Raw genomic sequence first — 25,503 nt, 5'->3', positions numbered from 1 at the left:
ATTAAGCTTCTTGCTGCTCGGCCTGAATCGCGGTTAAGGCGATGGTAAATACAATATCATCGACCAAAGCACCACGAGACAGGTCGTTCACCGGTTTGTTCAAACCTTGCAACATTGGCCCGACACTGACTACATTGGCAGCACGTTGCACAGCTTTATAAGTCGTATTACCCGTATTTAAATCCGGGAAAATAAAGACATTGGCACGTCCGGCCACTTGTGAATCTGGTGCTTTTTGACGGCCAACACTTTCAACCGAGGCAGCATCATATTGTAATGGCCCATCAATTAGCAGGTCAGGACGACGTTCTTTGGCAATTCGTGTTGCTTCAGCCACTTTCTCGACATCGGCACCCATACCTGAAGTTCCGGTAGAGTAAGAAATCATGGCAATCCGCGGGTCAATGCCAAAGGCTTTGGCAGAATCTGCTGATTGAATCGCAATCTCGGCCAGCTGCTCTGCATCTGGATCAGGATTAATCGCACAGTCGCCATAAACATAGACTTCATCTGGCAGCAGCATAAAGAACACAGAAGAAACCAATGAATAATCCGGTGCAGTCTTGATCAGCTGAAAGGCAGGACGTACGGTATTGGCCGTGGTATGTACCGCGCCAGAGACCAGACCATCAACCTGATCCAGCGCCAGCATCATGGTGCCGAGCACCACAGTGTCTTGCAGCTGTTCACGCGCTTGCAGTTCGTTGAGTTTGCCTTTACGTAGCTCGACCATCTTGTCGATATAGTTATCACGAATCAGATCCGGATCCAGAATTTCCAGATCTTCAGGCAATTCGATACCACGAGCTTTTGCCACTTCTAAAACAGATTCGGGATTGGCCAATAAAATACATTGTGCAATGCCACGCGACTGACAGATTGCTGCAGCTTGTATCGTACGTGGTTCATCACCTTCAGGTAATACAATACGTTTTTTGGCCGCAATCGATTTTTGTACCAGTTCATGCCGGAAGGCTGAAGGCGAGAGACGTGGCTTATAAGAACCATTCAACATCTGACCGAGCCATTCCGGATTGATGTGACTCGAAACAAAGCGCGTGACCTGATCTGCACGTTCCGTATCATCTACTGGAATTTCATTGCTGAGATTTACCAGTTTTTGTGCGGTTTCAAAGGTACTAAGCGGTGTATGTAAAATTGGTAAACCTTGTTTGATGGCGGTCTGGCAAAATTCCAGTACGTGATCATTTGGTTGATGATGTTCAGTTAGCACCAAGCCAGCCAAAGGAATACCATTGCTGCTGGCCAGACTGCTGGCCAATAACACATCAATCCGGTCAGATGCACTGATGATCAATTCACCCGCTACAAATTTATGCAATTCATGTTCAATATTGGCCGAAATCAGGCTGCTGTGCTGGACACGGCGCTGTTTCGCTTCGCCTTCATTAATCCAGTAGGCCTGAATATGTGCCGCCAGATCAGATATACGCGGCACACTTAAAGTTTTACTGAAAGGCACCAGTCCAATTACAGGTAACTTTTCTGAACCAATATGTGGATGGGTTTGCTGGATGGCACGAATAAATTGTGTGGTTTCTTCTGCAAGACGTAGATCCGGATCAAGCGTTACAGGAATCTGTGCAGATTCTTCAGGCAGACCTTTGGTTCGCATCAACAGGATGCCAGACAGGCGGGTTGAACTGGCGCCACCAAAGTTGCGAATCTGGTTTTCAACTTTATCGGCAGTCTGACCTGGCTGCTGGATATTGGCATTGCTGACCACAATCACTTTGGCATCCAAAGCCTGCGCCAGCGAGGCATTCAGATCATCGGCAAAACTGTCCTGAGCATTTGGCAATAGACCTTCGACAATAATCAGGTCATGCTGTCTGGCAATTTGACGATGCAGACGTACCGCTTCTTCCAGCAGTTCATCCTGTTCACCCAGATTAATCTGCTGCAAGACTTTGCTATAACGGATTGGTTCAACAGTTTCACTTTGAGAAATATGACGATACAAAGCCGTAGTACGGTCTTCGACATCATTCAATTCCTGAGCAAAAGGTTTGAGAAAGCCAGCTTTAACCCCTTGGCATTCCAGTGCATAAATCAGGCCTAAACATGCAGAAGTTAAGCCTACGCCTTCCCCAGTGGGAACCAATAGAATCGTTTTCATAAGTTACGTCAGTCACACAATAATAAAAATCAGTTAAAAAGTGGCCCTGCTTGCTTATGCAAGCGCTACCTCAGCTTCAGACTTTTTTGCGTTTTTTTGCTCCACTTCAAGTTCTACAACGCTATGTACTTCTTGAGCGATACGACCTTCTTCGTCTGTTGGCACTACCCAGATTTGTGGACCTGTACCTGAATCGATACGGCCTTCAGTGCCACGTTTCAGGTCATTATTGGCACTTTTATCCAGGTTGAAGCCGAAGTGGGGCAGATAAGTCATGGTTTTTTCACGGATATAGGCAGAATTTTCGCCAATACCGCCAGTGAAGAACAAGCCATCAATACGTGGCAGACCACAGCTCAGTGCTGCCAGAGATTTGGCTAGACGGTAGCAGAATACTTCAATCGCTAATGCAGCATCTTCATTACCTTGTTCCGATGCTTCAATCAGGGTACGCATGTCATTCGACAAATCAGACAGACCCAACAGACCGCTCTGGCTATTCAGCATCTTGTCAATTTTATAGATATCCCAACCCAGGTTCTTTGCCAGGAAGCTGTGCAGGCTTGGGTCGACATCGCCACTGCGGGTGCCCATGACAATACCTTCAAGCGGGGTTAAGCCCATTGACGTATCTACACTTTTCCCATTCCACACGGCACAGGTCGAGCTGCCATTACCGAGATGTGCTGTTAACCAGCCGCCTTGTTTCAGGCTACCTGCCAGTTCAGAACCACGGTCTGAAACATAAGCATGGCTGGTGCCGTGGAAACCATAACGACGCACACCATGGGCTGTATATAAGAATTTTGGCAGGGCATAGCGATATGCATGTGCTGGCATGCTTTGATGGAATGCGGTATCAAATACTGCTATTTGCGGTAAGTCTGGGAACAAGCGTTTGGTGGCTTCAATGCCAATCAGATGTGCCGGATTGTGTAAGGGCGCAAGCGGCGTTGCTTCACGAATCTTTTCAATAATTTCATCATTGATCAATTCTGCTTTGGTCAGGCTGCCACCATGTACCACACGGTGACCAATCGCATCTGGGCGATAGTTAGCCAGACGCTCCAAACCAACTTCAAGGGCTTTTTTATGGTCGGCAAAAGGAATATGGATATCGACCGGTTCGTTACCGACAGTCACGCCTTTGATACGAGCATTCTCTGTGCCTAAATTCTCAGCTAAACCATGAATACGGAAGTTCTGTTCCTCAAGAAGTAATGCAAACTTGATTGAAGAAGAGCCACAATTAATAACTAATACTGATTTAGACACGATTGATTACCCGATTTTTAATTAAAATTCTCGTCCATTGACTTGATCCAGTGATCAGCAAAAAGGCACTAAGCTGAATCAATATTGATGTTTTAACATTTGTTTTTTTTCTGTCCTAGATAGACTTTAGCAGATTAGACTTAAGCATTATCGACCAGGCTGACAATAATAACTAAAATTTATCAGTTCATAGTTTTCATTTATAAATAAAATGATGTTGAAAATATAATCAATAAAGCTGCCAAATTCTATTTTCAATGTCGTACTGGAACAGATTGCTTTCAGTTTAGTGCCTAAAACAGCAAATATGACTTATACATACAATTCTATACAGAGATTCATCAATAAAATGACCCAAAGGTTCTGATCCATTTTGGTTTTAATTTTTATATCCATAAAAAATCAGCCTTGCGAACAAAGCTGATTTTTAACGTGATCATCTGAAATAGTTATTGGCGAATCTGACCATCACCAAATACGATCCATTTTTGTGAGGTTAGGCCTTCAAGACCAACCGGACCACGGGCATGAATTTTATCGGTTGAAATTCCGATTTCCGCGCCTAAGCCATATTCAAAACCATCAGCAAAGCGGGTCGAGGCATTGATCATCACCGAACTCGAATCGACACCGGCCAAAAATTCACGTGCCAGACTGTAATTTTCAGTAATGATCGAATCGGTATGATGTGAGCCATACTGATTAATATGTTCAATCGCTTCTTCTATGCCAGAAACCACTTTGATGGCCAGAATTGGGCCCAGATATTCGGTATACCAGTCTTCTTCAGTGGCCGCAATCACTGCATCAGCAAGAATACGTTGGGTTTCTTTGCAACCACGGAGCTCTACTTTTTTCTCCTGATAAAGTTCTGCGATGCGGGGCAAGAACTCTTCAGCAACTTTTTCATCGACTAGCAAAGTTTCCATGGCATTACACACGCCATAGCGATGGGTTTTGGCATTTAAAGCAATGGGCAAGGCTTTTAACAGATCCGCCTGTGCTTCCACATAGATATGGCAATTACCATCTAAATGTTTGATCACCGGGACACGAGCTTCTTCAGTAATGCGTTCGATCAGGCTCTTGCCGCCACGGGGCACAATCACATCGACATATTCGGTCATGGTAATGAGCTGGCCGACTGCAGCACGATCAACGGTATTGATCACTTGTACTGCTGATTCTGGCAGGCCAGAAATTTTCAGCGCATGTTGAATTGCTGCGGCAATCGCCTGATTGGATTCCAGAGCTTCTGAACCGCCACGTAAAATAATCGCATTGCCTGATTTCAGTGCCAGTGAAGCCGCTTCCAGGGTTACGTTGGGACGTGATTCATAAATCATGCCAACCACACCCAAAGGTACACGCATCTTGCCCAGTTGAATGCCAGATGGGCGATAAGCCATATCGCTAATTTCACCAATCGGATCTTTCAGGCCAATCACATCTTTCAGGCCTTCTAACATACCTTTAAAGCGTGCGGGGTTGAGTTCTAAGCGATCAAGCAGGGCACTGTCCAGATTGTTATTATGCGCTTTGGTCATATCTTTCTGGTTGGCAGCCAAAATAGCTGGCTGGCTATTTTCCAAAGCCGTATAAATAGCCGATAGTGCGTTGTTTTTGGTTTGGGTGGACGCACGAGCCAAAATGCGAGAAGCCTGGCGTGCCTGCTGTCCTACCGTTTGCATATATTGTTCAATAGACTCTTGCATAGCGCTTTGATCACTTAGAAATTTCACTTCGATATTAACAGTCTGATGCTGCACAATGAAGCCCATCTATTAAAAATCATCCGTTTTCGCGGACTTCTAAACATTTTGAAATTGTTTTCTGTTTAAAAGCAGATAAGTGGTTGCTGAAGCGGTTGCTTGTGAAAAGCTCCTCTGTATAGAATGAAATAAGCGACATTGAAGTCATATATAACTATTAAAGAGCAGGATGCGTGTTCAGGCATATCGGAATGTGCCTGAAGCATAAGATCTGTTTAGCATGACTTGCACAATAAAAATAAGGCAAGGACGGAGGAAAAGGAAAATGAATTCCATTATCCACATGGATGCCCATGTATTGGATTCGCAAAGCCATTATGGTTTTTTTGATCTTTATGACAAGCACAGTTTTAAGCAGCCAGCACGAAGCACCTGGATGGATGGCTGGAAAATCGAATATATGGCGATTGCCCGTCCGGATACCTTGCATCTCAGGCCGATGGTGATCATTGGGGGCGCCTTCCAGAATTTTAATTCCTATAAATATTGTGTCGAACAGCTCTTCGCTGCCGGCCCGATCATTCTGATTGACTTGCCTTCGATGGGAGCCAACCAGCAGATCAGCAATGTGGATACTGGTCTGTCGGCTGGAACTCTGGAGCTTGAAGACCTTGCTGCCATGCTGGGGCAATGGCTGGAGCAGATGCAACTTCCTCAAGTTTCAATTTTAGGCATGTCCTTAGGCTCAGTAGTCGCCTCCTGTCTGGCAGACCAGCGCCCTGAACTGGTGGATCGGATGATCCTGATGGGCGTAATGCAGAAAACCCGCAAAAGCTGGCGCATGCTATTGGAAGAATCCTTGCATCTGATGAAAGAACAGCGCATGGATGAATTTGGTCAGGCGGTCATTTTATATCTGGTCAATCATGCCCGTCTCAAAGAAACCCGCATGTCACCAACAGCAAAGCGCTTATTCTTCAAGCAGATGTCAGAATTCACGGTGACCGAACAAGAGCGTTATGATATTAACTGCAACCGTCTATTGCGTCTGACCCACGTGCCGATTCCACAGTGCAAGGTTCTGGTGGCCTGTGGTCAATATGACAGTTTTACCTTGCCACATGAGAATGCCAATTTTGCCCTGCAATGTCCAAATATGCAGTATGTACAAATTGCCGGTGCTGACCATGTGCCTCAGTTGCAGCGCAGGAAAGAAACTATGCATCTGTTTGCCACCTTCTTGCGTGATGAAGCAGTCGAGCAGTTGCCGGGAATTATTCCGTTTAGCCGTGAACAGATGCAGCAGATTGAACGGCGCGGTGAAGAACGGATTTGTGTGCAACAGCCACAACGTTATTTGAGTCATCGTCATTCGGATCTGCTGTTGAATGTAGAAATTATCGACATGAATTTCTTTGGAGTATTGCTGGAGTTAGACGCAGGACAGACAGAGTGTGCCGCAGCTTATCCGCGTGATCTGGCCTTGCATCTGGAAGATGAAAACGGCGAGTTCAAGATCGAATGTCTGATCTTTGAACAGGATGAGACTCAAGTGCGGGCCCTGTTTAAACATGGCAGTTTTGAAGTGGCAGAACGTTTATTGGCTTTTGTGCAACAACAGAAAATCCTTCAGCAAGAAGACGCTTTCGATGCAGTGATTTAATCGGGGCTTAATAAAAAAACAGCGTCATTTAACGCTGTTTTTTTTCACTGCATGAATCATCCAGACCAGATCACCGAGATGTTCATCCTGCTCCGGTGTCAGATTTTGCTGACGAGGCTCGGCAAAATAACGTTGCGGTTGTTGTACCTCAACCTGATTGAAACCGGCATCTTGAAAAAAGTGCTGTAATTCTTGGGGGGTTTTAAAATGAAAGGTAAATGCACTGCGTGACATGAATTTAAGCAGACGGCTACAGCTCCAAATAAAATTCGCCAATTTATTTTTGACGGGTTCCGGGTAAATGTCGCTAAGGTAATGCAAGGCTGGAAAATGTCGTGCATTCTCTGCAATACCTTGCAACAGAATACGCAACATGCGTTGATCAAAGTAATTAATCAGCCCCTCATTAATTACCACCAAAGGTTGGTCGGGATCAAACATCTGAAAGATACAGTCCAACTCTTCACTAAAAATATCTGCAGTGAGCACTTCGGGAGCCTGCAGATCAATCTGCTGCAAGGCTTGGGTCTTGATTCTGGCCATGTCGGGAAGATCCAGTTCGCGATAATCAATCTCGGGAAATTTTTGTCTGAAATTCCAGCTACGTGGAGACAAACCGCAGGCAATTTCAAGAATCTGAAGTTGTGGATGTTGCTCGATCAACTGACACAGATGTTCATCAATCATCTGATGGCGCTGCTTGAGTGTGGTACGCATACTGCCACCCACAGAGCGTTCTGCCCATACTTCGAGTGGATGTAGCAGTGTGGCCAGAAACTTGCCTTTAGTCGTGGCAAAAACCGGATGTGAGATCCCCATTTGATACCAGATATAGCCGGTATAATGTGCTGTAAAAGAAATATGGCGATGCTGCGAAAGTGATTTTGGCATAGGGTTCTGACCTTATTGTTATTTTAGTTGGGTGCTACAGAAGTAACGCCTTTTAACATCATAATAAAAAAGGAACACTTTGTCGTGTTCCTTTATGATCTTGATTGGATTTAAAAAGTTTCAGCTAGTCTGCTGCTTGAATACCAGTATTTCATCACGAATCTTGCGCCATTCATCACCCAGATCCAGTTCAGTGCCAATTTGAATCGCTGGAATTTGACCGCGCATACGTTCTAAACGTTCCTGATTTGGCAACGGCAGGTCGGCAATGCCTTCCAGTGCAATACATTGTGCTGCACGATCATTACAGACCAGCCCCATATCACACCCGGCTTTCAGTGCGGCCTGAATTCGGGCATCGGCACCGCCTGCCACACAGGCGGCCTGCATGCTTAAATCATCCGAGAACAGAACGCCGTCAAAACCGAGTTGCTGACGCAAAACTTTCTGAATCCAGAATTCCGAGAATCCGGCCGGATTGGGATCTACCTGACTATAAATCACATGCGCTGGCATTAAAGCATCGAGTTGCGGCTGTAACTGGATAAAGGTCTGCATGTCTTTTTGCTGAATGTCTTCATAGCTGCGCATATCAATGGCTGCGGCAACATGTGAATCCGCTTTGACTGAACCATGACCCGGGAAATGTTTCCCAGTTGACGCCATTCCTGCACGTTTCATCCCTTTTAAAAATGCGCTGGCCAGTGGAATAATATCTGAAATATTTCTGGCAAAGCTTCGGTCACCAATCACATCACTGATGTCGTTTAAATCCAGCACCGGCGCAAAACTGAAATCAATCCCGACAGCCAGTACTTCAATCGCCATCAGCCAGCCGCATTTTTCGGCTAAATCTAAAGCACGCTGCGAATCATGAGCATACAGTTCGCCAAATTTCCCCATCGCAGGGAGCAGGGTAAAGCCCTGTCTTAAGCGCTGCACACGTCCACCTTCCTGATCGACTGCAATCAAAATATCAGGACGAATCTGGCGCATGTGATCGGTTAAGGCACGGACTTGAGCCGCAGATTCGATGTTACGTCCAAATAAAATGACTCCACCGACTTGCGGCGCACCGAATAGTTCAATATCTTCTTGAGTCAGGGTTGTGCCTGCGATGTCGAGCATCAATGCGCCAATCATATGCGGAATCCGTTTTAGAATTTTTCCGGGAAACAATACCTGATTTCTGCAATGATTTGCTACACTTTGTCAGCACAGAATATGATAAAACTACACGACATAAACATATTAAGTTGTTTAAGATGCTGAATACTTTAAATTCTGGTCGAAAAGCAACACGGTCACATTGGTCTCTAGGCCAAGGAAGTACGAATTATTTATGAAATTTCAAACGATAGCTTGCGCCGTTGCGATTGCGACAGGTGGCTTCTTTTTTACCCATGTCGTGAATGATGCGATTGCAGCCAATAGTGCAGAAGTGGTCAGCAAAGCCATTCAGCCATCTCAAGAACAGGCGTTAGTATCACGTCAACTGGCGACGCTGGTGGATCGTCAGCACTATTTGAATATGCGTCTGGATGCCCAGACTTCGCAGCGTATTTTCGATTTCTATATCGATAGTCTGGATCCGGAACATAGCTTATTTCTGGCACCAGAAGTTGAAAATTACAAGAAACGTTATGGGGCCAATTTTGGTGCTCACCTGAAAGCTGGCAATTTGTCGGGTTCTTATGAAATCCATGCGCAATATCGTCAGCGCCTGACCCAGTTCTATACTTATATGCTGGATGAGCTGAAAAAACCGCAGAACCTGAATCAGCCAAATGTCTATATCGAAACGGATCGTGAAAAAGCACCATTCTTTAAAACTGAGGCTGAACAGCGCGCGCACTGGTCAAAAATGCTGGTGTCCCAGCTGATCAATCTGACCATCAGTAAAGAAGAAGAACAGGCCAAACAGAAAGCACTGAAGGCCAATCCAGAACTGGCCAATGGACAAGACCTTACCGGTCCTGAAGATCTGACGCCTGCACAAACCTTGACCAAGCGTTATACCCGTCAGCTGGAACGTGTCAGCCGGATCAAGAGTGATGATGTGCTCGACAAGACCTTGAATGCGATGATGCTGACCTATGATCCGCATAGTAATTATTTCCCGCCTGTAGATGCGATGGAGCTGAATCGTCAGACCACTTTGCAGCTCGAAGGGGTCGGGGTCTCGATTCGTCCTGAACGTGGCAATGAAGATTACACCAAGATTGAAACCATTGTCGAAGGTGGTCCTGCGAGTAAATCCGGTCAGGTGAAATCGGGTGATCGTATCATTGGTGTAGCCCAGGATGGCGAACAGATGGTCGATGTGATTGGCTGGCCAAGCAATGAAATTGTCGGTCTGATTCGCGGCAAGCGTGGCACTAAAGTCACTCTACGTTTACTCGGTGCAGGCGCGACCATGGGGCAGGCACGTAACGTGACCATTACCCGTGATGTGATTCAGGAAGAAGATGCCGGTGTGCGTACGCGTGTTGTCGACATTCAGCGCGATGGCAAGAAATATCAATATGGTGTGATTGAAATCCCGTCGTTCTACCTGAACTATCGTGCACGTCGTGCCGGTACAGATTATCGTTCAGTCTCTGAAGATACCAATAAGGCTTTAAAAGAACTGGCGGCCAAAAATATTGCCGGAATTATTGTCGATTTGCGTAATAACCCGGGTGGCTCACTGGAAGAGGTGGCACGTATGTTGGGGCAGGTGATTAAATCTGGCCCAGTGGTACAGATTCGTGATGGTAATGGCAATGTTAGCGTCTTTGAAGATGATGATGGCGGTGCACAAACCTATGCGGGTCCTTTGGCAGTAATGATCAATCTGGCCTCTGCCTCGGCCAGCGAAATTTACTCCGCAGCGATTCAGGATTATGAACGCGGGATTGTGATCGGCAGTACCACCACTGGTAAGGGTACGGCGCAGGTGCAACTGGATAGCTTGGCCCATGGTCAGGCGACACTGACACAGCGTAAATTCTACCGGGTGACTGGTGGTAGTACCCAGAATAAAGGGGTTGTGCCAGACATTAAACTGGTCGATATTTATAATGAAGAGTTTGGTGAGCGTAAGGCTAAAAATGCCTTGCAGTGGGATACCATTCCAACCGCACCGTTTAAACGTGAAGGTGCAGTACAGAAATATGTACCTGAATTAGCTAAACTTTCTCAGCAACGGGTCGTGCTGGATTCTCAGTTCAAGTATCTGGAACAGCGTAAGGCGGTGATGAAAAAAGCCGAGGAAGAAAAGCGTCAGGTACTGGACTTGCAACAGCGTAAAGCAGAGTTGATTGCCATGGAGCAAAAAACGCTGGAGGCAGAAAATACCCGCCGTATGGCTACAGGTCTTAAACCTTATCCGAACTGGGAAACTTATCAGGCTTCAATGGATGCACTGATTGAAACCCGTGCCAAAATGAAAGCCAAAGAGCGTCCGGCGCTTCCTGAAGAAGAAGCCTTTGTGATCGAAGCTGCACATGTGTTGCTGGATTATGCCAAGTTACAGGCCAAACAGTAACTTTTAAGCATGTCCATTTAAGTATCTAAGGATCTAAAAAAATAGCCTGTTTCGACAGGCTATTTTTTTATGATATCCGGCTATTTAAAAATCAGAATAAATTTTTCATATGAATTGCTAGCTGTCTAAATAAAAAGAAAAAAATTGTGACGGTGGTCGAATAAATAAACTGGAAAAATAGATTTAAACATTTGCTAAAATTTTCAAGACTCATAAGATAGAAGTCATATTTTATGCTGATGCTCATCATGATTTCAGAATCTGTTCTCGACACTGAATTAAAGAAATATAAATTCTAATTTTATTTAAAACCAGAGGCTTTGCACAGCGACACATGTGCATTGCTTGTCAACTTTACGATTCTGACGGCTTTAAACTTGACCAGGTGGAAATAGAAATACACGTGAGGGGAATAATAACAATGATGACCAATACGGAACATTTTATATGATCCCTATTCAGCATGATATCAGTCTGGTCATCGGATCAACTCTCTTTGCTTTCGTCGCTGGCTATTTTTTGATGCCGATTCAAAAAATATGGTGGCGTGAGTCGCGAAGAAAATTTGCAACACTCATGCTATTTGCAACGGCCGCATTACTGGGGCTGTTGATCTGGTCGATCCATTTCATTGGGATGACAGCAATTCATTTAAGTCATGTCTATCATTTTGATTTCAGCTGGATGTTGCTCTCTTATTTGAGTGTCTTTACGGCTTCTATTTTTACCCTCTGGTTAATGATCCAAAGCATCTGGTCATTTTCCCGAGTGGCTCTCGCGATCGTGGTGATGAGTCTCGGGGTCTCAGCCATGCACTATACAAGTAGTCTTAGGGCCAACTTTGAGAGAACAGAGATTACGCCAATCACAGAATCTTCACATGCGACTTATGATCTGTTGTTCGCGGTTGTGTTAATCAGTGCTCTGTTACTGATTGCCATGATTCGTCTGGTTCTCTCAGAATTGCGCCTGGCCTCTCGGAATCGCCAACTGCGATGGGCCAATAAAGAGCTCGAAAATCAAAATATCCAGGATAATCTCACCAAATTACCCAACCGTTTATACCTGGCTGAATACGCAGATATCTTGTTTTCCAAGCAACAACATCAGCAGGAAATTGCCTTTTTATATATTGATCTGGATCGTTTTAAGGCGGTGAATGATGTGTTTGGTCATCAGGTCGGAGACCAGTTGCTGATTCAACTGACTGCGCGTATTCATCAGTTATGGGGTGACCGTTCCAAGCTGCTCAGAATTGGCGGCGATGAGTTCCTGATGGTGCTGGAAAATACGTCCGTCAGCAAAGCTTCAGAAATGTCAGAGCAGATTCTAAATCTGATTCAGGACAGCTTCCTTATTGATGGCAAAACCATTAATATTTCGGGCAGTATCGGAATCGCGATGTATCCGGAGCATGGCAAAAATCTGCAAGATTTACTGGTAAATGCCGATGCTGCAATGCTCAGTTCTAAATATCAGGGCCGCAATACCTATTCAGTCTTTAATTTTTCTTCTGATCAGCATGAATCCAAGAGCCAGAGCAAGCTGATTAATGATCTGTATAAAGCAGTTGAAGATCAGCAATTTGTACTGTTTTATCAACCCAAATTTACCGGTAAACGAAAAATTTGTGGGGTAGAAGCCCTGATTCGCTGGCAGCATCCGTTACATGGGTTGCTGGGTCCCAATATGTTTATTCATGGCGCTGAGAAAACCGGGCTTATTATTCAGATGGGCTATTGGGCACTGGAGCAGGCTTGCAAACAGATCCAACTCTGGGAAAAAAATAATACCGACTTTTTCCCGATTGCCGTGAATTTGTCTGCGGTGCAGTTTGAGCATAAGCATCTATTAGCTAATCTGCAAAACCTGTTTAAACGCTATAAGATCAATCCGCAGCATTTGATGATCGAGATTACTGAATCGACCGCCATGCATTATATCGATGCCAGTATTCGTACCCTTGAACAATTACGTAATATCGGCATCCAGCTGGCGATTGATGATTTTGGAACCGGACATTCCAGCTTTTTATATCTAAAAAATCTGCCCGTGGATGAACTGAAAATTGATAAAGAGTTTATTCAGGATCTTAGCGTCGGCTCTAAAGAAGAAATGATTCTGGAAAGCATTATTCGGCTGGCGATTAAACTGGGTTTAAAAGTAACGGCTGAAGGCATAGAAACCACGCTGCAAGCAGATATTTTGACTCGACTCGGTTGTCAGCAATTACAAGGTTATTTGCTGGCAAAGCCGATGCCAGTCGAGTCATTGGAAATACAGGATTTTCTGTCTTAATTTGAATTTTTATACGCTACTAATGCGGTACTAAAGAGTACGGTGGACCTATATTTAGCGTTATTCAGCAGGCCAGTTGAATGACACAAACTCCCATATTTAAGCTTCATAACCGTATTATTTCTGACTCAATCTGGGCTGAAAAATCCAGCAGTCAGCAAGTGTAGATCTTATAAATACTGTCATTTCCTTCAGCCGTGGGCATACTTATTGGCTTTAGAAATCTGCTACAATATCGCCAATTTTCATATTGATCGTTTTTGATCTTGAGCACTGCGGTTCTGCAGTAGGTATTTTCCATGAGTTTTAAAGATGAGTTAGCGGCGCAGGTCGCTCAGCGACGTACATTCGCCATTATTTCCCACCCCGATGCCGGTAAAACCACCATGACAGAAAAGCTGCTGTTATGGGGGCAGGCGATTCAGGTTGCAGGTATGGTGAAAAGCCGTAAGTCTGACCGGGCCGCTACATCAGACTGGATGGAAATGGAAAAAGAACGTGGCATCTCGATCACGACCTCGGTGATGCAGTTCCCGTTCAAAGACAAGATGATCAACCTGCTCGATACCCCGGGACATGAAGATTTCTCGGAAGATACCTATCGTACCTTAACCGCCGTTGACTCGGCATTAATGGTGATTGATGGTGCAAAAGGGGTAGAAGACCGGACCATTAAATTGATGGACGTGTGTCGTATGCGCGATACACCGATTATTTCTTTTGTTAACAAAATGGACCGTGAAATCCGTGAGCCACTCGAGCTTCTGGATGAAATCGAAAACGTTCTGAAAATTAAATGTGTTCCGATCACCTGGCCATTGGGTACGGGGCGTGATTTTGCCGGTGTATTTAATTTAATCGAAGAAAAATTCTACATTTACAAAACCGGTTTTGGTTCAACCATTCCTACAATCGAAATACGTGATGGTTATGACTATCCGGATCTTCGTGAGAAAGTTGGTGAGCTGGCGTGGGCTGCATTTGAAGAATCACTTGAACTGGTGCAAATGGCCAATGAGCCATTGGATCGTGAAGAATTTCTGGCAGGCCGTCAAACGCCGGTATTGTTCGGTACAGCCTTAGGTAACTTTGGGGTTGACCATGTGCTGGATGCCTTCAGTCAATATGCACCGCCGCCGAAGGCCCATCCTACTCAGGCTCGTGTTGTCGAAGCTGATGAAGAAGGCTTTAGCGGTTTTGTCTTTAAAATTCAGGCCAATATGGACCCGAAACATCGTGACCGTATTGCATTCATGCGAATTTGTTCAGGTAAATATGAAAAAGGCCTGAAAATGAAGCATGTACGTCTGGATAAAGATGTGCGGATTAGTGATGCCTTAACCTTCCTGGCCGGTGACCGCCAGCATCTAGAAGAAGCGTGGCCGGGCGATATTATCGGACTGCATAACCACGGCACCATTCAGATTGGTGATACCTTTACCTCGGGTGAAAAACTACAGTTCACAGGTATTCCGCACTTTGCACCGGAAATGTTCCGCCGTGTACGCTTAAAAGATCCTTTGAAATCGAAACAGTTGCAAAAGGGCCTGAAAGAGTTGTCTGAAGAAGGTGCAACACAGGTATTTATGCCACAGCATAATAATGACCTGATCGTGGGTGCAGTGGGCGTACTTCAGTTTGAAGTGGTGGCGTATCGTTTGAAAGAAGAATATAAAGTTGACTGTGTTTACGAACCCGTGAACATCAATACTGTTCGTTGGGTGTCTTGTGATGACGAGAAAAAATTTAACGAATTTAAGAAAAAGGCCCACGACCAGTTGTCAGTCGATGGCGGTGGTCACTTGACTTATCTTGCGCCAAGCCGAGTGAATTTACAGCTCATGCAAGAACGTTATCCGGACATCGTGTTCCATAATACGCGCGAACACTAAACTTTCAGGCATTCAAATATCGTCTAAAAATATCAAACAGCTTCTCCGGAAGCTGTTTTGTTTTATGTTACATTTAAACTATTCATAACCTGATAGATTGTTTAAAAATGAAGTTCAGCAAGGAAGCCGCCCTCGGTGCTGTCATTGGTTTAAGTCTTGTCCTGAGTGGCTGTGATAAAAGCGAAAAAGAACCGGAACTTGACCAGCCGGATGGAAAAACAACGCCAGTTAAGCAAAGTGCCAGTATTTTGCCTTACCTGAATATTCAAGAACAACCGGCCAAGATCGCCTTGCCATTTTGTGAAATCAAAAACTGTATCAATGTCGATATCCAGACTTTATATACGGCTGATCCCTGGATGAATCACTGGATCGAAAAACAGCAGGCCAAGGTAATTCAGGATCAAATTGGCTTAAAACAGGATATGAGTTTACAACAGGCAATGAATGCCTATGTGAAAAAATCGGATGCCTGGCAGGCTCAACTCCAGCTCAATCAGGCTTATGAATTATCGCTGTATACCCGCATTCCCTATCAGCGTAATCAATATGTCTTGCTGCAAATTGGTATTGATAGTAAACAGGAAAATATCAGTGTGTATGAGCGCTATTATTTTTTTGTAGCCGATCGTCAACAGCAAAAAATGCTGACCCCACTGGATATCATCGATCCCAAACAACAGTTGTTAATGGATCAGATCATTCAAACCGCTTATGAAAAATGGTTAAAAGACAATAATCACGAGGTTCAGCAGCAAGCACCGAAAAAACTGTATTGGGGGCAGGCTGAGTGGTTCTTCGATCAGGAAGGGATTGGTCTGCATTATCGTAGTCATGACATTAGCAAAGATACCAAACAACTGGATATCTATTTAACAAAAGAACAAACACAACAGGTCTTGAAAGCCGAAGTCTATCGGAATATGTTCTAAAGGTCGTAATCCTCTCAGGATTAATTACACGTTTTGAAAAGGGTAATGAATGCCAAAATATAAGAATATTTTTTGTCTATCGATACTGGCATCCGCAGTTTTACTGAGTGCATGTCAGCCGAAGAGCAATGAGCCGAAAGAGCCGACTTCTCCTGAAGTGGTACAAACCGAGCCAGAAGTCCTGAAACTTAGTGGTGATACCGAAAAACTCAAGCTGGTGATTCCAGAGTGTGAGGGTAAAAACTGTCCGGAAATTTCGATTGAACGTCTGAACAGTAATCAGAGCTTTATTGATGAATGGATCGACCAGCAGATTTTGCAACAGTTAAAAAATATCCTGTCTGTCGATGCGATTGAGCCGGCAAAAGCCACTGCTGCCAGTGAAGCCGAAGTGGCTGCTTCTGAACCAAAAACAGCCTTGTCGACGGTCACTACACCAAAACAGCAGCTTGAGCAGCAAATTCAGCCTTCTATGCAGACCTTCTTGAATCTGGACAAGGAGCTCAAAGCACTGAGTGCCAGTCATAGCATTAGCCTGATGATTAAGCCCAAGATTCTGAATTCGGGTGATCCATTGGCGACTGTGGTGCTAAACAGTAGCCATTATCTGGGAGGTGCGCACGGGGCATCTGCACAGCGCTATTATAATTTTGATCTTGAACAGCAAACACTGGTCAAGCTGGATGACATTATTGCCGAGAAGCAAAAAGCCAAACTCGAAGCACAGGCGTATGAGGCTTTTAAAGTCTGGGTCATGGAGTCCAAGCTGGCAAAAGATGTCGCTGAATATGAACAGGCCTGGAAGTTCACACTGACCGATAATTTTTATCTGGCCAAAGAAGGTTTGATCTTACAATATGCCGAATATGAAATCGGACCTTATGTGGTGGGTTTGCCGCGCTTAATGATTCCTTATGCGCAGCTACAAGGCGTGCTAAAACCGCAATATCTGCCGCAAGCTGAAACAGCAGCCTCTGAGGCACAGCCAGCGTTAGCATCTAAAGCCGAATGAAGTTAAAACTGTTCGATACGCATACCCATTTTGATGTTCCCGATTTTGATCCTGATCGGGAACATCTGGCCTATGCGGCCAAAGCGGTAGGTGTGGAACATCTGGTTCTAATTGGCTTTTTGCAAAACCGCTTTCAGGATTTGTTAAAAACCCACCATTTTATCAACGGGTTGGAAAATGCACCGCATAGCCACTTGGCACCCGGCTTGCATCCGTTTTATATTGAACAGCATCAGGCTGAACATTTATATGATCTGGAGCAGCTACTTAGAAATGAACAATGCATTGCCATTGGTGAAATCGGTCTCGACACATTTTTAAAGCAGCATAAACAACCTGAAATTTTTCAAAAGCAGCAAGATTTTTTCGCTGCACAAATTGAACTGGCACAACAATTTGATAAGCCGATTTTGCTGCATATCCGTAAATCACATGCAGAAGTTTTACAAATTTTAAAACAGCATCAGTTTAAACAGGGTGGAATCGCACATGCCTTTGGCGGAGGTGTCGAGGAAGCCAAGGCTTTTGTCAAGTTGGGGTTTAAGCTTGGTGTTACTGGTCAGATTACCAATCCGAATGCCAGAAAACTGCATCAGGTGGTACAGGCAGTCGGTGCAGAACATCTGGTGCTGGAAACCGATTGTCCGGATATGACGCCGTTATGCTGTCAACAGTCAGGTGAGCAACGTACCCGCAATACACCTGCCAACTTGCCTTATGTACTGGAAGGTTTGGCACAAAGCTTAGGGCAAGATCAAGCCAAATTGGCACAGCAGCTCTGGCAGAATACCCATCAGGTTTTGAATTTGGCCGATGAATAATGCCGGTTTTTATTGCTCGGCTGTATCTGCTGTAATTTGGTATCTGTTAAAAAAAGATGCATTATGCAATTTCTAAAATGCCTCAGACTTGGCATCATGCATATATATTCTTTTAGGTGAGATTCACATGGCACAAGGACTTTTGGCGGGTAAGCGCTTCTTGATCGCGGGTATTGCGAGTAAATTATCCATTGCTTTTGGTATTGCTCAGGCATTACATCGTGAAGGTGCTGAATTGGCTTTTACTTATCCAAATGAAAAGCTGAAAAAGCGGGTAGATGACTTTGCTGAACAGTTTGGTTCAAAACTGGTTTTTCCTTGTGATGTGGCGGTAGATGCTGATATTGATAATGCATTTGCTGAGCTGGCGAAACACTGGGATGGTCTGGATGGCGTAGTGCATTCTATCGGTTTCGCACCGGCGCATACTTTGGATGGCGACTTTACCGAAATCACAGACCGCGAAGGTTTCAATATTGCACATGACATCAGTGCCTATAGCTTTATCGCGATGGCACGTGCGGCAAAGCCTTTGCTACAAGTTCGTCAAGGCTGCCTGTTAACGCTAACTTATCAAGGTTCTGAGCGCGTAATGCCGAACTATAACGTGATGGGTATGGCCAAAGCCTCTTTAGAAGCCGGTGTTCGTTATTTAGCTTCGAGCTTGGGTCAGGAAGGTATTCGTGTCAATGCCATCTCTGCGGGTCCAATCCGTACTCTGGCTGCTTCAGGCATTAAATCATTCCGTAAAATGCTCGACTTAAATGAAAAAGTTGCGCCATTAAAACGTAATGTAACGATTGAAGATGTCGGCAATGCAGCATTATTCCTGTGCTCGCCATGGGCCAATGGCATTACCGGTGAAATCCTGTATGTCGATGCCGGTTTCAATACCGTGGGTATGAGCGCTGATTTAATGGCGGATGCGGAATAAAAGTCTATTCTCTGCCGTGGGGGGAAGAGTTCCTCCCTTTTTTAAAGGAAGGTTAGGAGGGATTATTTTTCTTTAATCTTGCTAAACCCTTTCTTTAAAAAAAGAGTAAATGAGCAAAATCCCCTCATTCCCCCCTTTGATAAAGGGGGAATTCACTCAAGGCCATAAAAAAGACCGCATATGCGGTCTTTTTTAGATTTGCAGGACAGCGATTAAGCCTGACCATCTACAACGGCAGTTTGTGCACGTTGCATATTGGCTTCAAATTCAGCATCGAAGTTGATTGGGGTAAGCAGCAACTGTGGGAAGCTACCTTTAGTCACCATATCATTCACTGCTTCACGCAGGAACGGGAACAGAATGTTCGGGCAGTATGCGCCCAGGATGTATGGAAGACGCTCTTCTTCAACGCCATCTACCAAGAAGATACCGGCTTGAGTCACGTCGACGATAAAAGCAGTATCACCTTCATTGGTCGCTTGAACAACGACTTTTAAAGCCACTTCAAAATGAGTCTCATCAATTTTTTCTGCAGAAGAAGAAAGGTTGATGTTGAGCTCAGGTTGCCATTGCTTGGTAAAAACTTGTGCCCCAGGAACCTCAAAAGAAATATCTTTGGTATAAATACGCTCTAATGCCAATTGTGGTTGAGCTTGTTGTTCTTCACTCATTCTTTGATCCTTAATATAAAGTGATGATTTTAGTAGAATTAAGCCAGTAATTCATCAAGTTTGCCTTCACGCTCTAAAGCATAAAGCTGGTCGAAACCACCGATGAATTGATCCTTAATAAAAATTTGTGGCACAGTGCGGTGATTGGTACGCTGCATCAATTCAAGACGTACTTCAGGTGCTTCTTGAGATAGATTAATTTCTTTATATGCGACACCTTTACGCTCAAGCAACTGTTTTGCACGCACGCAATAAGGACACACAGTCGTTGAATAAACAATAACGTCAGCCATGATCAATCTCCTGTTCGTGGATTATTTGCTTTTCACCAAAGGTAAACCTTGGGCTTTCCAGTTGCTGATGCCGCCATCAAGACGGTATGCATCGGCATGACCCACTTGTTGTAGCGCAGTACCAGCCACCTGTCCAAGGTTGCAAATGAACACCAAAGGGCGATCAGATGCTTTCAGCTCTTCAACATGCTTTGTAATCTGGCTATATGGAATGTTACGGCTGCCGCTGATATGACCTTCACGGAAGTCTTTGGCATCCCGTAAATCAATCAGCATGGCATTTTTTGCTTTGACTAAAATTCCCAGCGACTGCGGAGAAATTTTACGACCGTTACGTTGACCTTCGATAATGAAGAACAAAACTACCAATACCGCGAGTGTTCCAAATAAGAAGGGGTGATTCCCCATAAACTCGAACCAACGTTCCACAATTCACCTAATTACAATTTTAAAATTGCCAAGAGTATAGCTCATAAATATGGTGATCAAAATCACCGCTTCAAGGGTTGAGGCACAAGAAAATTAATTTTTTTGCTGTGCTTCAGTGATTTCATCGATTAAACGCAAATAGCTGTCCAGTCGGCGCGGTAAAATTTCACCCGCACTCGCGGCCTGACGTAAAGCACATTGTTTTTCATGCTTATGCGTGCAGTTCCGGAACTGACAGTGTCCGAGCAGGTTTTCAATTTCAGGAAAACCGATTTGTACCTTATCTAAAGGCAGATGCCACAGGCCAAATTCACGAATTCCCGGAGAGTCGATCAGGGCAGCACCTTCACCAAAACCGATCAAACGGGTTGAGGTGGTGGTGTGCTGACCGAGTGCCGAGTTTTCCGAAATAATATTGGTTTTCTGGGCTGCATCTGGCACGATCGCATTGATCAGCGTACTTTTACCGACACCCGATTGACCGACAAAAGCCACCGTTTCATTTTCCAGACGATTGGACAATACAGTCAGATCACCATCGGACTGGGTTTGCATTACTTCATAACCGAGGTCTTGATATTCTTGTAGCAGAGTCAGAATTGGATCGTTCTCTTTTAACAAATCGGCTTTGTTCATCACTAGAAGCGCAGGAATATCGGCATCGGCACAGGCCACCAGATAACGGTCGATCAGGCCCGGTGCTGGCTCAGGCAATGGTGCAAACACAATCACAATCAGTGAAATATTGGCCGCTACCGGTTTAACCTTGTGATAGCGGTCAGGACGGGTCAATAAGGATTTACGTGGATGAATCGCCGTAATAATTCCTAAACCGGTATTCGGATCGGCTTGCCATTTAACCCGGTCACCCGTGACCAGTAAATCCAGATTGGTTCGGGTATGACAGCGCCAGACGCTGCCTAGTTCAATTTCTTTCCAGAAAGGTTCAGGCTCACCATCGGCGACCACAGGTTTTTCAGGGTGAATGTCAGGAGTAGACAAAGCTTGCACTTCAAGTTGGCGGCCGTAGTGTTGCACTACCAAACCTTCCAGATCACTGGAGGTATCGAGATCTTCTTGACGTGTTTTCTGTTGTTTCTGAATGCGGCGCTGTTGTTGCTCTGTCAGACGACGCTTACGTATTAAGGCCATTCATATCCTAAAAAACCGGGTAAATCAGATGGCAAAAATAGCATGAAGCAGCCCCCGAATGACACCCAAGATGTAATTAATTTGCTACTATAGTTGTTTTTAAACCCAATAAGATTGCACATTTATGAGCAGCACCGCTGATACCCGCCTGATTTGGATTGACCTTGAAATGACAGGTCTAGACACAGACAATGACCAAATTATTGAAATTGCGACGATTGTAACCGATGACAATTTGAATATTCTGGCAGAAGGTCCTGTGCTTGCGGTGCATCAGCCTGCACGTCTGTTAAATGCCATGGATGAGTGGAACACCCGTCAACATGGCCAGTCTGGTCTGATTGAACGTGTGCGTCGCAGTAAACTGACGGCTCAGGATGCAGAACAGCAAACTATTGAATTCCTGAAGAAATGGGTGAATCCAAAATCATCCCCGATGTGTGGTAACTCGATCTGTCAGGATCGCCGTTTCTTGCATCGCCTGATGCCTGAGCTGGAGCAGTATTTCCATTACCGTAATCTGGATGTATCTTCAGTGAAAGAGCTGGCAAAACGCTGGCGTCCAGAAATTATGAGTGGTCTCAAGAAAAATGCTTCGCATCTGGCGATGGATGACATTCGTGATTCAATTGCCGAACTGAAATACTATCGTCAATATTTCTTTATCATGAATAAAGACTAAATTCCGATGAATTGAAAAGAGGCGAAGCCTCTTTTTTTATGAGATTGATGCTTTTTTCTTTTGATATAAACTCTCAATCAGTTCAAATATCACCCAGGATATCAGTACCAAAATCAGATGGGTCTGGGTTTCATGGCGATCTAGGATCACATATCCGAATAGGCCTAAAATCAACAAACGAATAAAAATACTCAGCGCATAGTTTTTCTGTTTTTGGCTACTGTAAAAATAAAAATGTAGAGTGATCAGGATAAAATTGAGAGCCAAAAGAGCATTGATCAGCACAGTGTTTGACTCCCATATTTGAAATTTTATGTATGTATTTTATCCAATTATAAATGTTCCTGAATTTATCTTTCTGATTTTGCTGATAGATTTTGTATCAAAATTTTAGAAGCAGTAAAAAAATGCTGACTTTGCTAAAATAAGCCGTGATTTAACAGCTATTGATGACTTATGACTGAACTGCTTCAAGACGATGAATATGAGCGCCGCTTTGCGGGTGTTGCCAAAATTTATGGAGAAGACAGCTTCAGCCATTATGAAAAAAGTCATGTGATGGTGATTGGCATCGGTGGTGTCGGTTCTTGGGCAGTAGAAGCGCTGGCACGTAGCGGTGTGGGCGAGCTGAGTTTGGTCGATATGGATGTGGTGGCGGCATCCAATATTAATCGTCAATTGCCTGCCATGAGCACGACCTTGGGCCATGAAAAAATTGCAGTGATGGCCGAGCGTTGTCATGCCATTAATCCACGGATCAAGATTAATCTGATTGATGACTATCTGACGCCGGAAAATATCAAAGAAATTTTAGCAGGTAATCCTGATTTAATTCTCGACTGTATTGATGATGTGAAGGCCAAATTTGCCTTGATGCTGCATTGTCGCTTTAACAAGATTCCCTTGATTGTGTCGGGCGGGGCAGGCGGTAAACTGGATCCCCTGAAAATTCGTGTCGCAGACTTATCTAAAACCGAACAGGACCCGATGCTGGCCAAATTGCGTGCCCAGTTACGCGGCAAAGGTATTTGTAAAAAACCTAAAGAAAAATTCGGCATTACCTGTGTCTATTCAATCGATAATCCGTTCTCGAGTGCCGATGTCTGTGCCAGTGCCGGCTTGCGCTGTGGTGGTTATGGCTCTGCCGTGGTGGTGACATCAAGCTTTGCCATGGTCGCTGTGGCAGAAGGCTTGAAGAAGCTGGATAGTAAAAGAGCAAAAGCCTGATTTACAAAATAAAAAGCACAAGATATGTGCTTTTTTTGAGACGGCGTTTAGAATGAAAGGATTCATTTGCAGAACAAAAATAATGTTTTGGAGCAGTTATGTGGTTCTTGCTGGTATTGATTTTGGGGATAGGGGCCTTGGGGATTTGGATGTGGAAACGTCCGGATCCGGTGAAACGTGATCAGGCCAAAGCTGTGCAGCATGATCTATGGATTGAGCAGCTTGATGCACAGCTCAAGCATGCGGCGCGCTTGAGTTCAGATCCTGAACATCCGAATTATGCACGCGCCTATCAGATTTACCAGAATCTTGCCCAGCAACAGGAAATTCCACAGGCTTATGTCGGCATGGGGCTGATGCATTTGCAGGGTCTGGGACATGCGCAAAATACGGAAACAGCCATCAGTTATCTCGATAAAGCCTTTCATCTGGGCAGTGATGACGCAGCTTATCATCTAGGGCAGATTCATGAGGAGCAACGCTATCAAATGGCTGACCCGGAAAAAGCGCTGTACTGGTACCGACATGCCGTAGCCCGTGGCAATCTGGATGCCCAGTACCGCATCACTGAACTTTCTTCCACTACAGAAACAAATCCAGAAGAGAAGAACGCTGAACAGCAGCGCTTGGCCTTACTCATTCAAAATGCCGGGCAGGGACATAGCAATTCGCAGTATCAACTGGCGCAGTATTATTTAACAGATTCAGCGGCTCAAGATTTGGTTCAGGGAATTCATTATCTGTTTTTAGCTGCGCAGCAAGATCATCTGGCTGCCAATCAGCAGATCGCCGATGATTATGCGCGTGGACAGAGGCTGCCCCAAGACCAGACTCAAGCCCTGCAATTTATTAAACGCTGTATCAGTCTTGGTGATCAAAAAGGTCTCTATGATTATTATGCTGGCGTACTGCAAGGCCGTATCGATACCGACCAGCGTCAGCGCGTGTTCCAGCATTTGATGCAGCAGTCCAAAGAACATGCCGATGCGCATTCCAAGACTTTAATTGGACTGGCTTATTTTCATGGCTGGTATGTCGATAAAAATGAAACCATGGCGTTTCGTTACTGGTCTGAAGCTGCCAATACTCAGCATCCGCCCGCTTTATGCATGATTGCCGCGCTGTATTTTGAACAGCATCTAGTGGCTTATGAGCCGCAAAAGGCATTTGAATTATATCAGGCAGCATTTCAGCTCAGTTCCGATGATGCTTATGCACAAATGGGTCTGGCACTGTGTTATTTAAATGGCATCGGTACTGTAAAAGACACAGCCAAAGCCACCCGCATGATTCAGGCAGTGGCCCAGCAATACTGGCAGATCGAGGCTCAGTCTGAGGCAGATTTAATTTATGTGGTCGGGCGTTTTTATAGTCTGGCGGAATATCCATTGCCGACACGCGACAAAGCCATTCAATATCTGAATCAGGCGGTCGCGAAAGGCTCCAAGGAAGCAGCCTGGTTCCTGTATCAGGCTCTGTCAGGTCTTTATCCGGTCTTTATCCTTAATCCAGAGCAGGCCAATCGTTATCTGCATCAGGCTGCACAACTGGGACATGCACAGGCACAGGCAGAATTGGGCTTGGAGTATCTTAAAGGAAAACAGATTGCGCAGGATATTGCCTTAGGTTTGAGCTATCTGCAAAAAGCGGCTGCTCAGCAGAATAGTGTGGCACTGAATGCGCTGGGGGAAGCGTTTGAAAATGGCATAGGCACTGAGGCAAATATCGAACAGGCGGTACAGTATTACCGTCAGGCGGCAGCGCAGGTCAATGCCGATGCTTATAGTCATCTGGGACGTTTATATACCAAGGGAATTGGGGTGGAACGCGATATTGGAGTCGCGCGGGACTGGCTGGAAAAAGGCAGTTTGCTCGGGCATGAGCGATCAACTGAATTATTGAAAAATGTGCATGCCTATTTGCAAATGAAGTAATTTTTATTGACATCAC

General features: G+C 44.9%; 21 protein-coding genes. 11 read left to right on the top strand and 10 right to left on the bottom strand.

Going from position 1 to position 25,503, the window contains the following annotated elements:
- Position 1: 1 nt before the first annotated feature.
- The 3 genes from pta to LOZ91_RS07810 form a co-directional block, all read right to left on the bottom strand.
- Positions 2 to 2,140 (bottom strand): phosphate acetyltransferase, encoded by a 2,139-nt coding sequence (gene pta, locus LOZ91_RS07820; protein ID WP_244782956.1) that lies wholly within the window; start codon positions 2,138 to 2,140, stop codon positions 2 to 4.
- 54 nt (positions 2,141 to 2,194) lie between these two features.
- Positions 2,195 to 3,415: an acetate kinase gene (locus LOZ91_RS07815; RefSeq protein ID WP_005172750.1), complete on the bottom strand. Its 1,221-nt coding sequence runs from the start codon at positions 3,413 to 3,415 to the stop codon at positions 2,195 to 2,197.
- Between the two features lie 449 nt (positions 3,416 to 3,864).
- Positions 3,865 to 5,130 (bottom strand): glutamate-5-semialdehyde dehydrogenase, encoded by a 1,266-nt coding sequence (locus tag LOZ91_RS07810; RefSeq protein WP_034609142.1) that lies wholly within the window; start codon positions 5,128 to 5,130, stop codon positions 3,865 to 3,867.
- Positions 5,131 to 5,452: 322 nt separating this feature from the next.
- Here LOZ91_RS07810 and LOZ91_RS07805 point away from each other — a divergent pair, with 322 nt between their 5' ends.
- Entirely contained in the window at positions 5,453 to 6,790 is a 1,338-nt protein-coding gene (locus LOZ91_RS07805) for an alpha/beta hydrolase (protein WP_005172747.1), read from the top strand.
- 24 nt (positions 6,791 to 6,814) lie between these two features.
- Here LOZ91_RS07805 and LOZ91_RS07800 read toward each other — a convergent pair whose 3' ends face one another.
- Both LOZ91_RS07800 and nagZ read right to left on the bottom strand, forming a co-directional pair.
- Entirely contained in the window at positions 6,815 to 7,681 is an 867-nt protein-coding gene (locus LOZ91_RS07800; protein WP_100355661.1) for a class I SAM-dependent methyltransferase, read from the bottom strand.
- A gap of 120 nt (positions 7,682 to 7,801) precedes the next feature.
- Positions 7,802 to 8,824 carry a beta-N-acetylhexosaminidase gene (gene nagZ / locus LOZ91_RS07795; protein ID WP_005172743.1) on the bottom strand — a complete coding sequence of 341 codons (1,023 nt, stop codon included), beginning with the start codon at positions 8,822 to 8,824 and terminating at the stop codon, positions 7,802 to 7,804.
- Between the two features lie 199 nt (positions 8,825 to 9,023).
- Between nagZ and LOZ91_RS07790 the strand changes: the two genes are divergently transcribed.
- The 7 genes from LOZ91_RS07790 to LOZ91_RS07760 all read left to right on the top strand — a co-directional run bounded on the left by LOZ91_RS07790 (position 9,024) and on the right by LOZ91_RS07760 (position 19,099).
- The gene (locus LOZ91_RS07790; protein ID WP_244782955.1) at positions 9,024 to 11,210 is read left to right on the top strand and encodes a carboxy terminal-processing peptidase; all 2,187 of its coding nucleotides are present in this window, start codon (positions 9,024 to 9,026) and stop codon (positions 11,208 to 11,210) included.
- A gap of 447 nt (positions 11,211 to 11,657) precedes the next feature.
- Complete coding sequence (locus LOZ91_RS07785; protein WP_244782954.1) at positions 11,658 to 13,508, top strand: EAL domain-containing protein; 1,851 nt, start codon at positions 11,658 to 11,660, stop codon at positions 13,506 to 13,508.
- A gap of 299 nt (positions 13,509 to 13,807) precedes the next feature.
- Positions 13,808 to 15,400 (top strand): peptide chain release factor 3, encoded by a 1,593-nt coding sequence (locus LOZ91_RS07780; protein ID WP_005095608.1) that lies wholly within the window; start codon positions 13,808 to 13,810, stop codon positions 15,398 to 15,400.
- A gap of 107 nt (positions 15,401 to 15,507) precedes the next feature.
- On the top strand, positions 15,508 to 16,332 hold the full coding sequence (locus LOZ91_RS07775; protein WP_244782953.1) for a hypothetical protein: 825 nt from the start codon (positions 15,508 to 15,510) through the stop codon (positions 16,330 to 16,332).
- A gap of 49 nt (positions 16,333 to 16,381) precedes the next feature.
- Entirely contained in the window at positions 16,382 to 17,344 is a 963-nt protein-coding gene (locus tag LOZ91_RS07770; protein ID WP_244782952.1) for an RsiV family protein, read from the top strand.
- Positions 17,341 to 18,165 carry a TatD family hydrolase gene (locus LOZ91_RS07765; RefSeq protein ID WP_159516229.1) on the top strand — a complete coding sequence of 275 codons (825 nt, stop codon included), beginning with the start codon at positions 17,341 to 17,343 and terminating at the stop codon, positions 18,163 to 18,165. Before LOZ91_RS07770 ends, LOZ91_RS07765 begins: the two co-directional genes overlap by 4 nt.
- Before the next feature lie 127 nt (positions 18,166 to 18,292).
- On the top strand, positions 18,293 to 19,099 hold the full coding sequence (locus tag LOZ91_RS07760; protein ID WP_005095616.1) for an enoyl-ACP reductase: 807 nt from the start codon (positions 18,293 to 18,295) through the stop codon (positions 19,097 to 19,099).
- A gap of 212 nt (positions 19,100 to 19,311) precedes the next feature.
- On the opposite strand, the gene secB is transcribed toward LOZ91_RS07760, so the two are convergent.
- From secB to rsgA, 4 genes are all read right to left on the bottom strand, one after another.
- Positions 19,312 to 19,770 carry a protein-export chaperone SecB gene (gene secB / locus LOZ91_RS07755; RefSeq protein WP_100534613.1) on the bottom strand — a complete coding sequence of 153 codons (459 nt, stop codon included), beginning with the start codon at positions 19,768 to 19,770 and terminating at the stop codon, positions 19,312 to 19,314.
- A gap of 38 nt (positions 19,771 to 19,808) precedes the next feature.
- A complete protein-coding gene (gene grxC / locus LOZ91_RS07750; protein WP_100329331.1) occupies positions 19,809 to 20,066 on the bottom strand; it encodes a glutaredoxin 3 in 258 nt (85 codons plus the stop codon).
- Positions 20,067 to 20,084: 18 nt separating this feature from the next.
- Complete coding sequence (locus tag LOZ91_RS07745) at positions 20,085 to 20,492, bottom strand: rhodanese-like domain-containing protein (protein WP_005095619.1); 408 nt, start codon at positions 20,490 to 20,492, stop codon at positions 20,085 to 20,087.
- A 93-nt stretch (positions 20,493 to 20,585) separates the two neighbouring features.
- Complete coding sequence (gene rsgA, locus LOZ91_RS07740) at positions 20,586 to 21,644, bottom strand: ribosome small subunit-dependent GTPase A (RefSeq protein ID WP_005095621.1); 1,059 nt, start codon at positions 21,642 to 21,644, stop codon at positions 20,586 to 20,588.
- Between the two features lie 124 nt (positions 21,645 to 21,768).
- Between rsgA and orn the strand changes: the two genes are divergently transcribed.
- Complete coding sequence (orn, locus tag LOZ91_RS07735; RefSeq protein WP_004278381.1) at positions 21,769 to 22,326, top strand: oligoribonuclease; 558 nt, start codon at positions 21,769 to 21,771, stop codon at positions 22,324 to 22,326.
- Positions 22,327 to 22,362: 36 nt separating this feature from the next.
- Here orn and LOZ91_RS07730 read toward each other — a convergent pair whose 3' ends face one another.
- Positions 22,363 to 22,611, bottom strand: a complete 249-nt coding sequence (locus LOZ91_RS07730; protein WP_005095625.1) for a hypothetical protein — start codon at positions 22,609 to 22,611, stop codon at positions 22,363 to 22,365.
- 171 nt (positions 22,612 to 22,782) lie between these two features.
- Here LOZ91_RS07730 and LOZ91_RS07725 point away from each other — a divergent pair, with 171 nt between their 5' ends.
- Together LOZ91_RS07725 and LOZ91_RS07720 are read left to right on the top strand one after the other, a co-directional pair.
- On the top strand, positions 22,783 to 23,553 hold the full coding sequence (locus LOZ91_RS07725; protein WP_005172727.1) for a tRNA threonylcarbamoyladenosine dehydratase: 771 nt from the start codon (positions 22,783 to 22,785) through the stop codon (positions 23,551 to 23,553).
- A gap of 98 nt (positions 23,554 to 23,651) precedes the next feature.
- A complete protein-coding gene (locus LOZ91_RS07720; RefSeq protein ID WP_180082958.1) occupies positions 23,652 to 25,487 on the top strand; it encodes a tetratricopeptide repeat protein in 1,836 nt (611 codons plus the stop codon).
- Positions 25,488 to 25,503 lie beyond the last annotated feature (16 nt).

Origin of the sequence: Acinetobacter sp. F-1, assembly GCF_022869025.1 — a bacterium.
Classification (GTDB): Bacteria; Pseudomonadota; Gammaproteobacteria; order Pseudomonadales; family Moraxellaceae; genus Acinetobacter; species Acinetobacter pseudolwoffii.
Note: the sequence above shows the minus strand (reverse complement) of the source record. Positions and strands in the feature narration are given on the sequence as shown.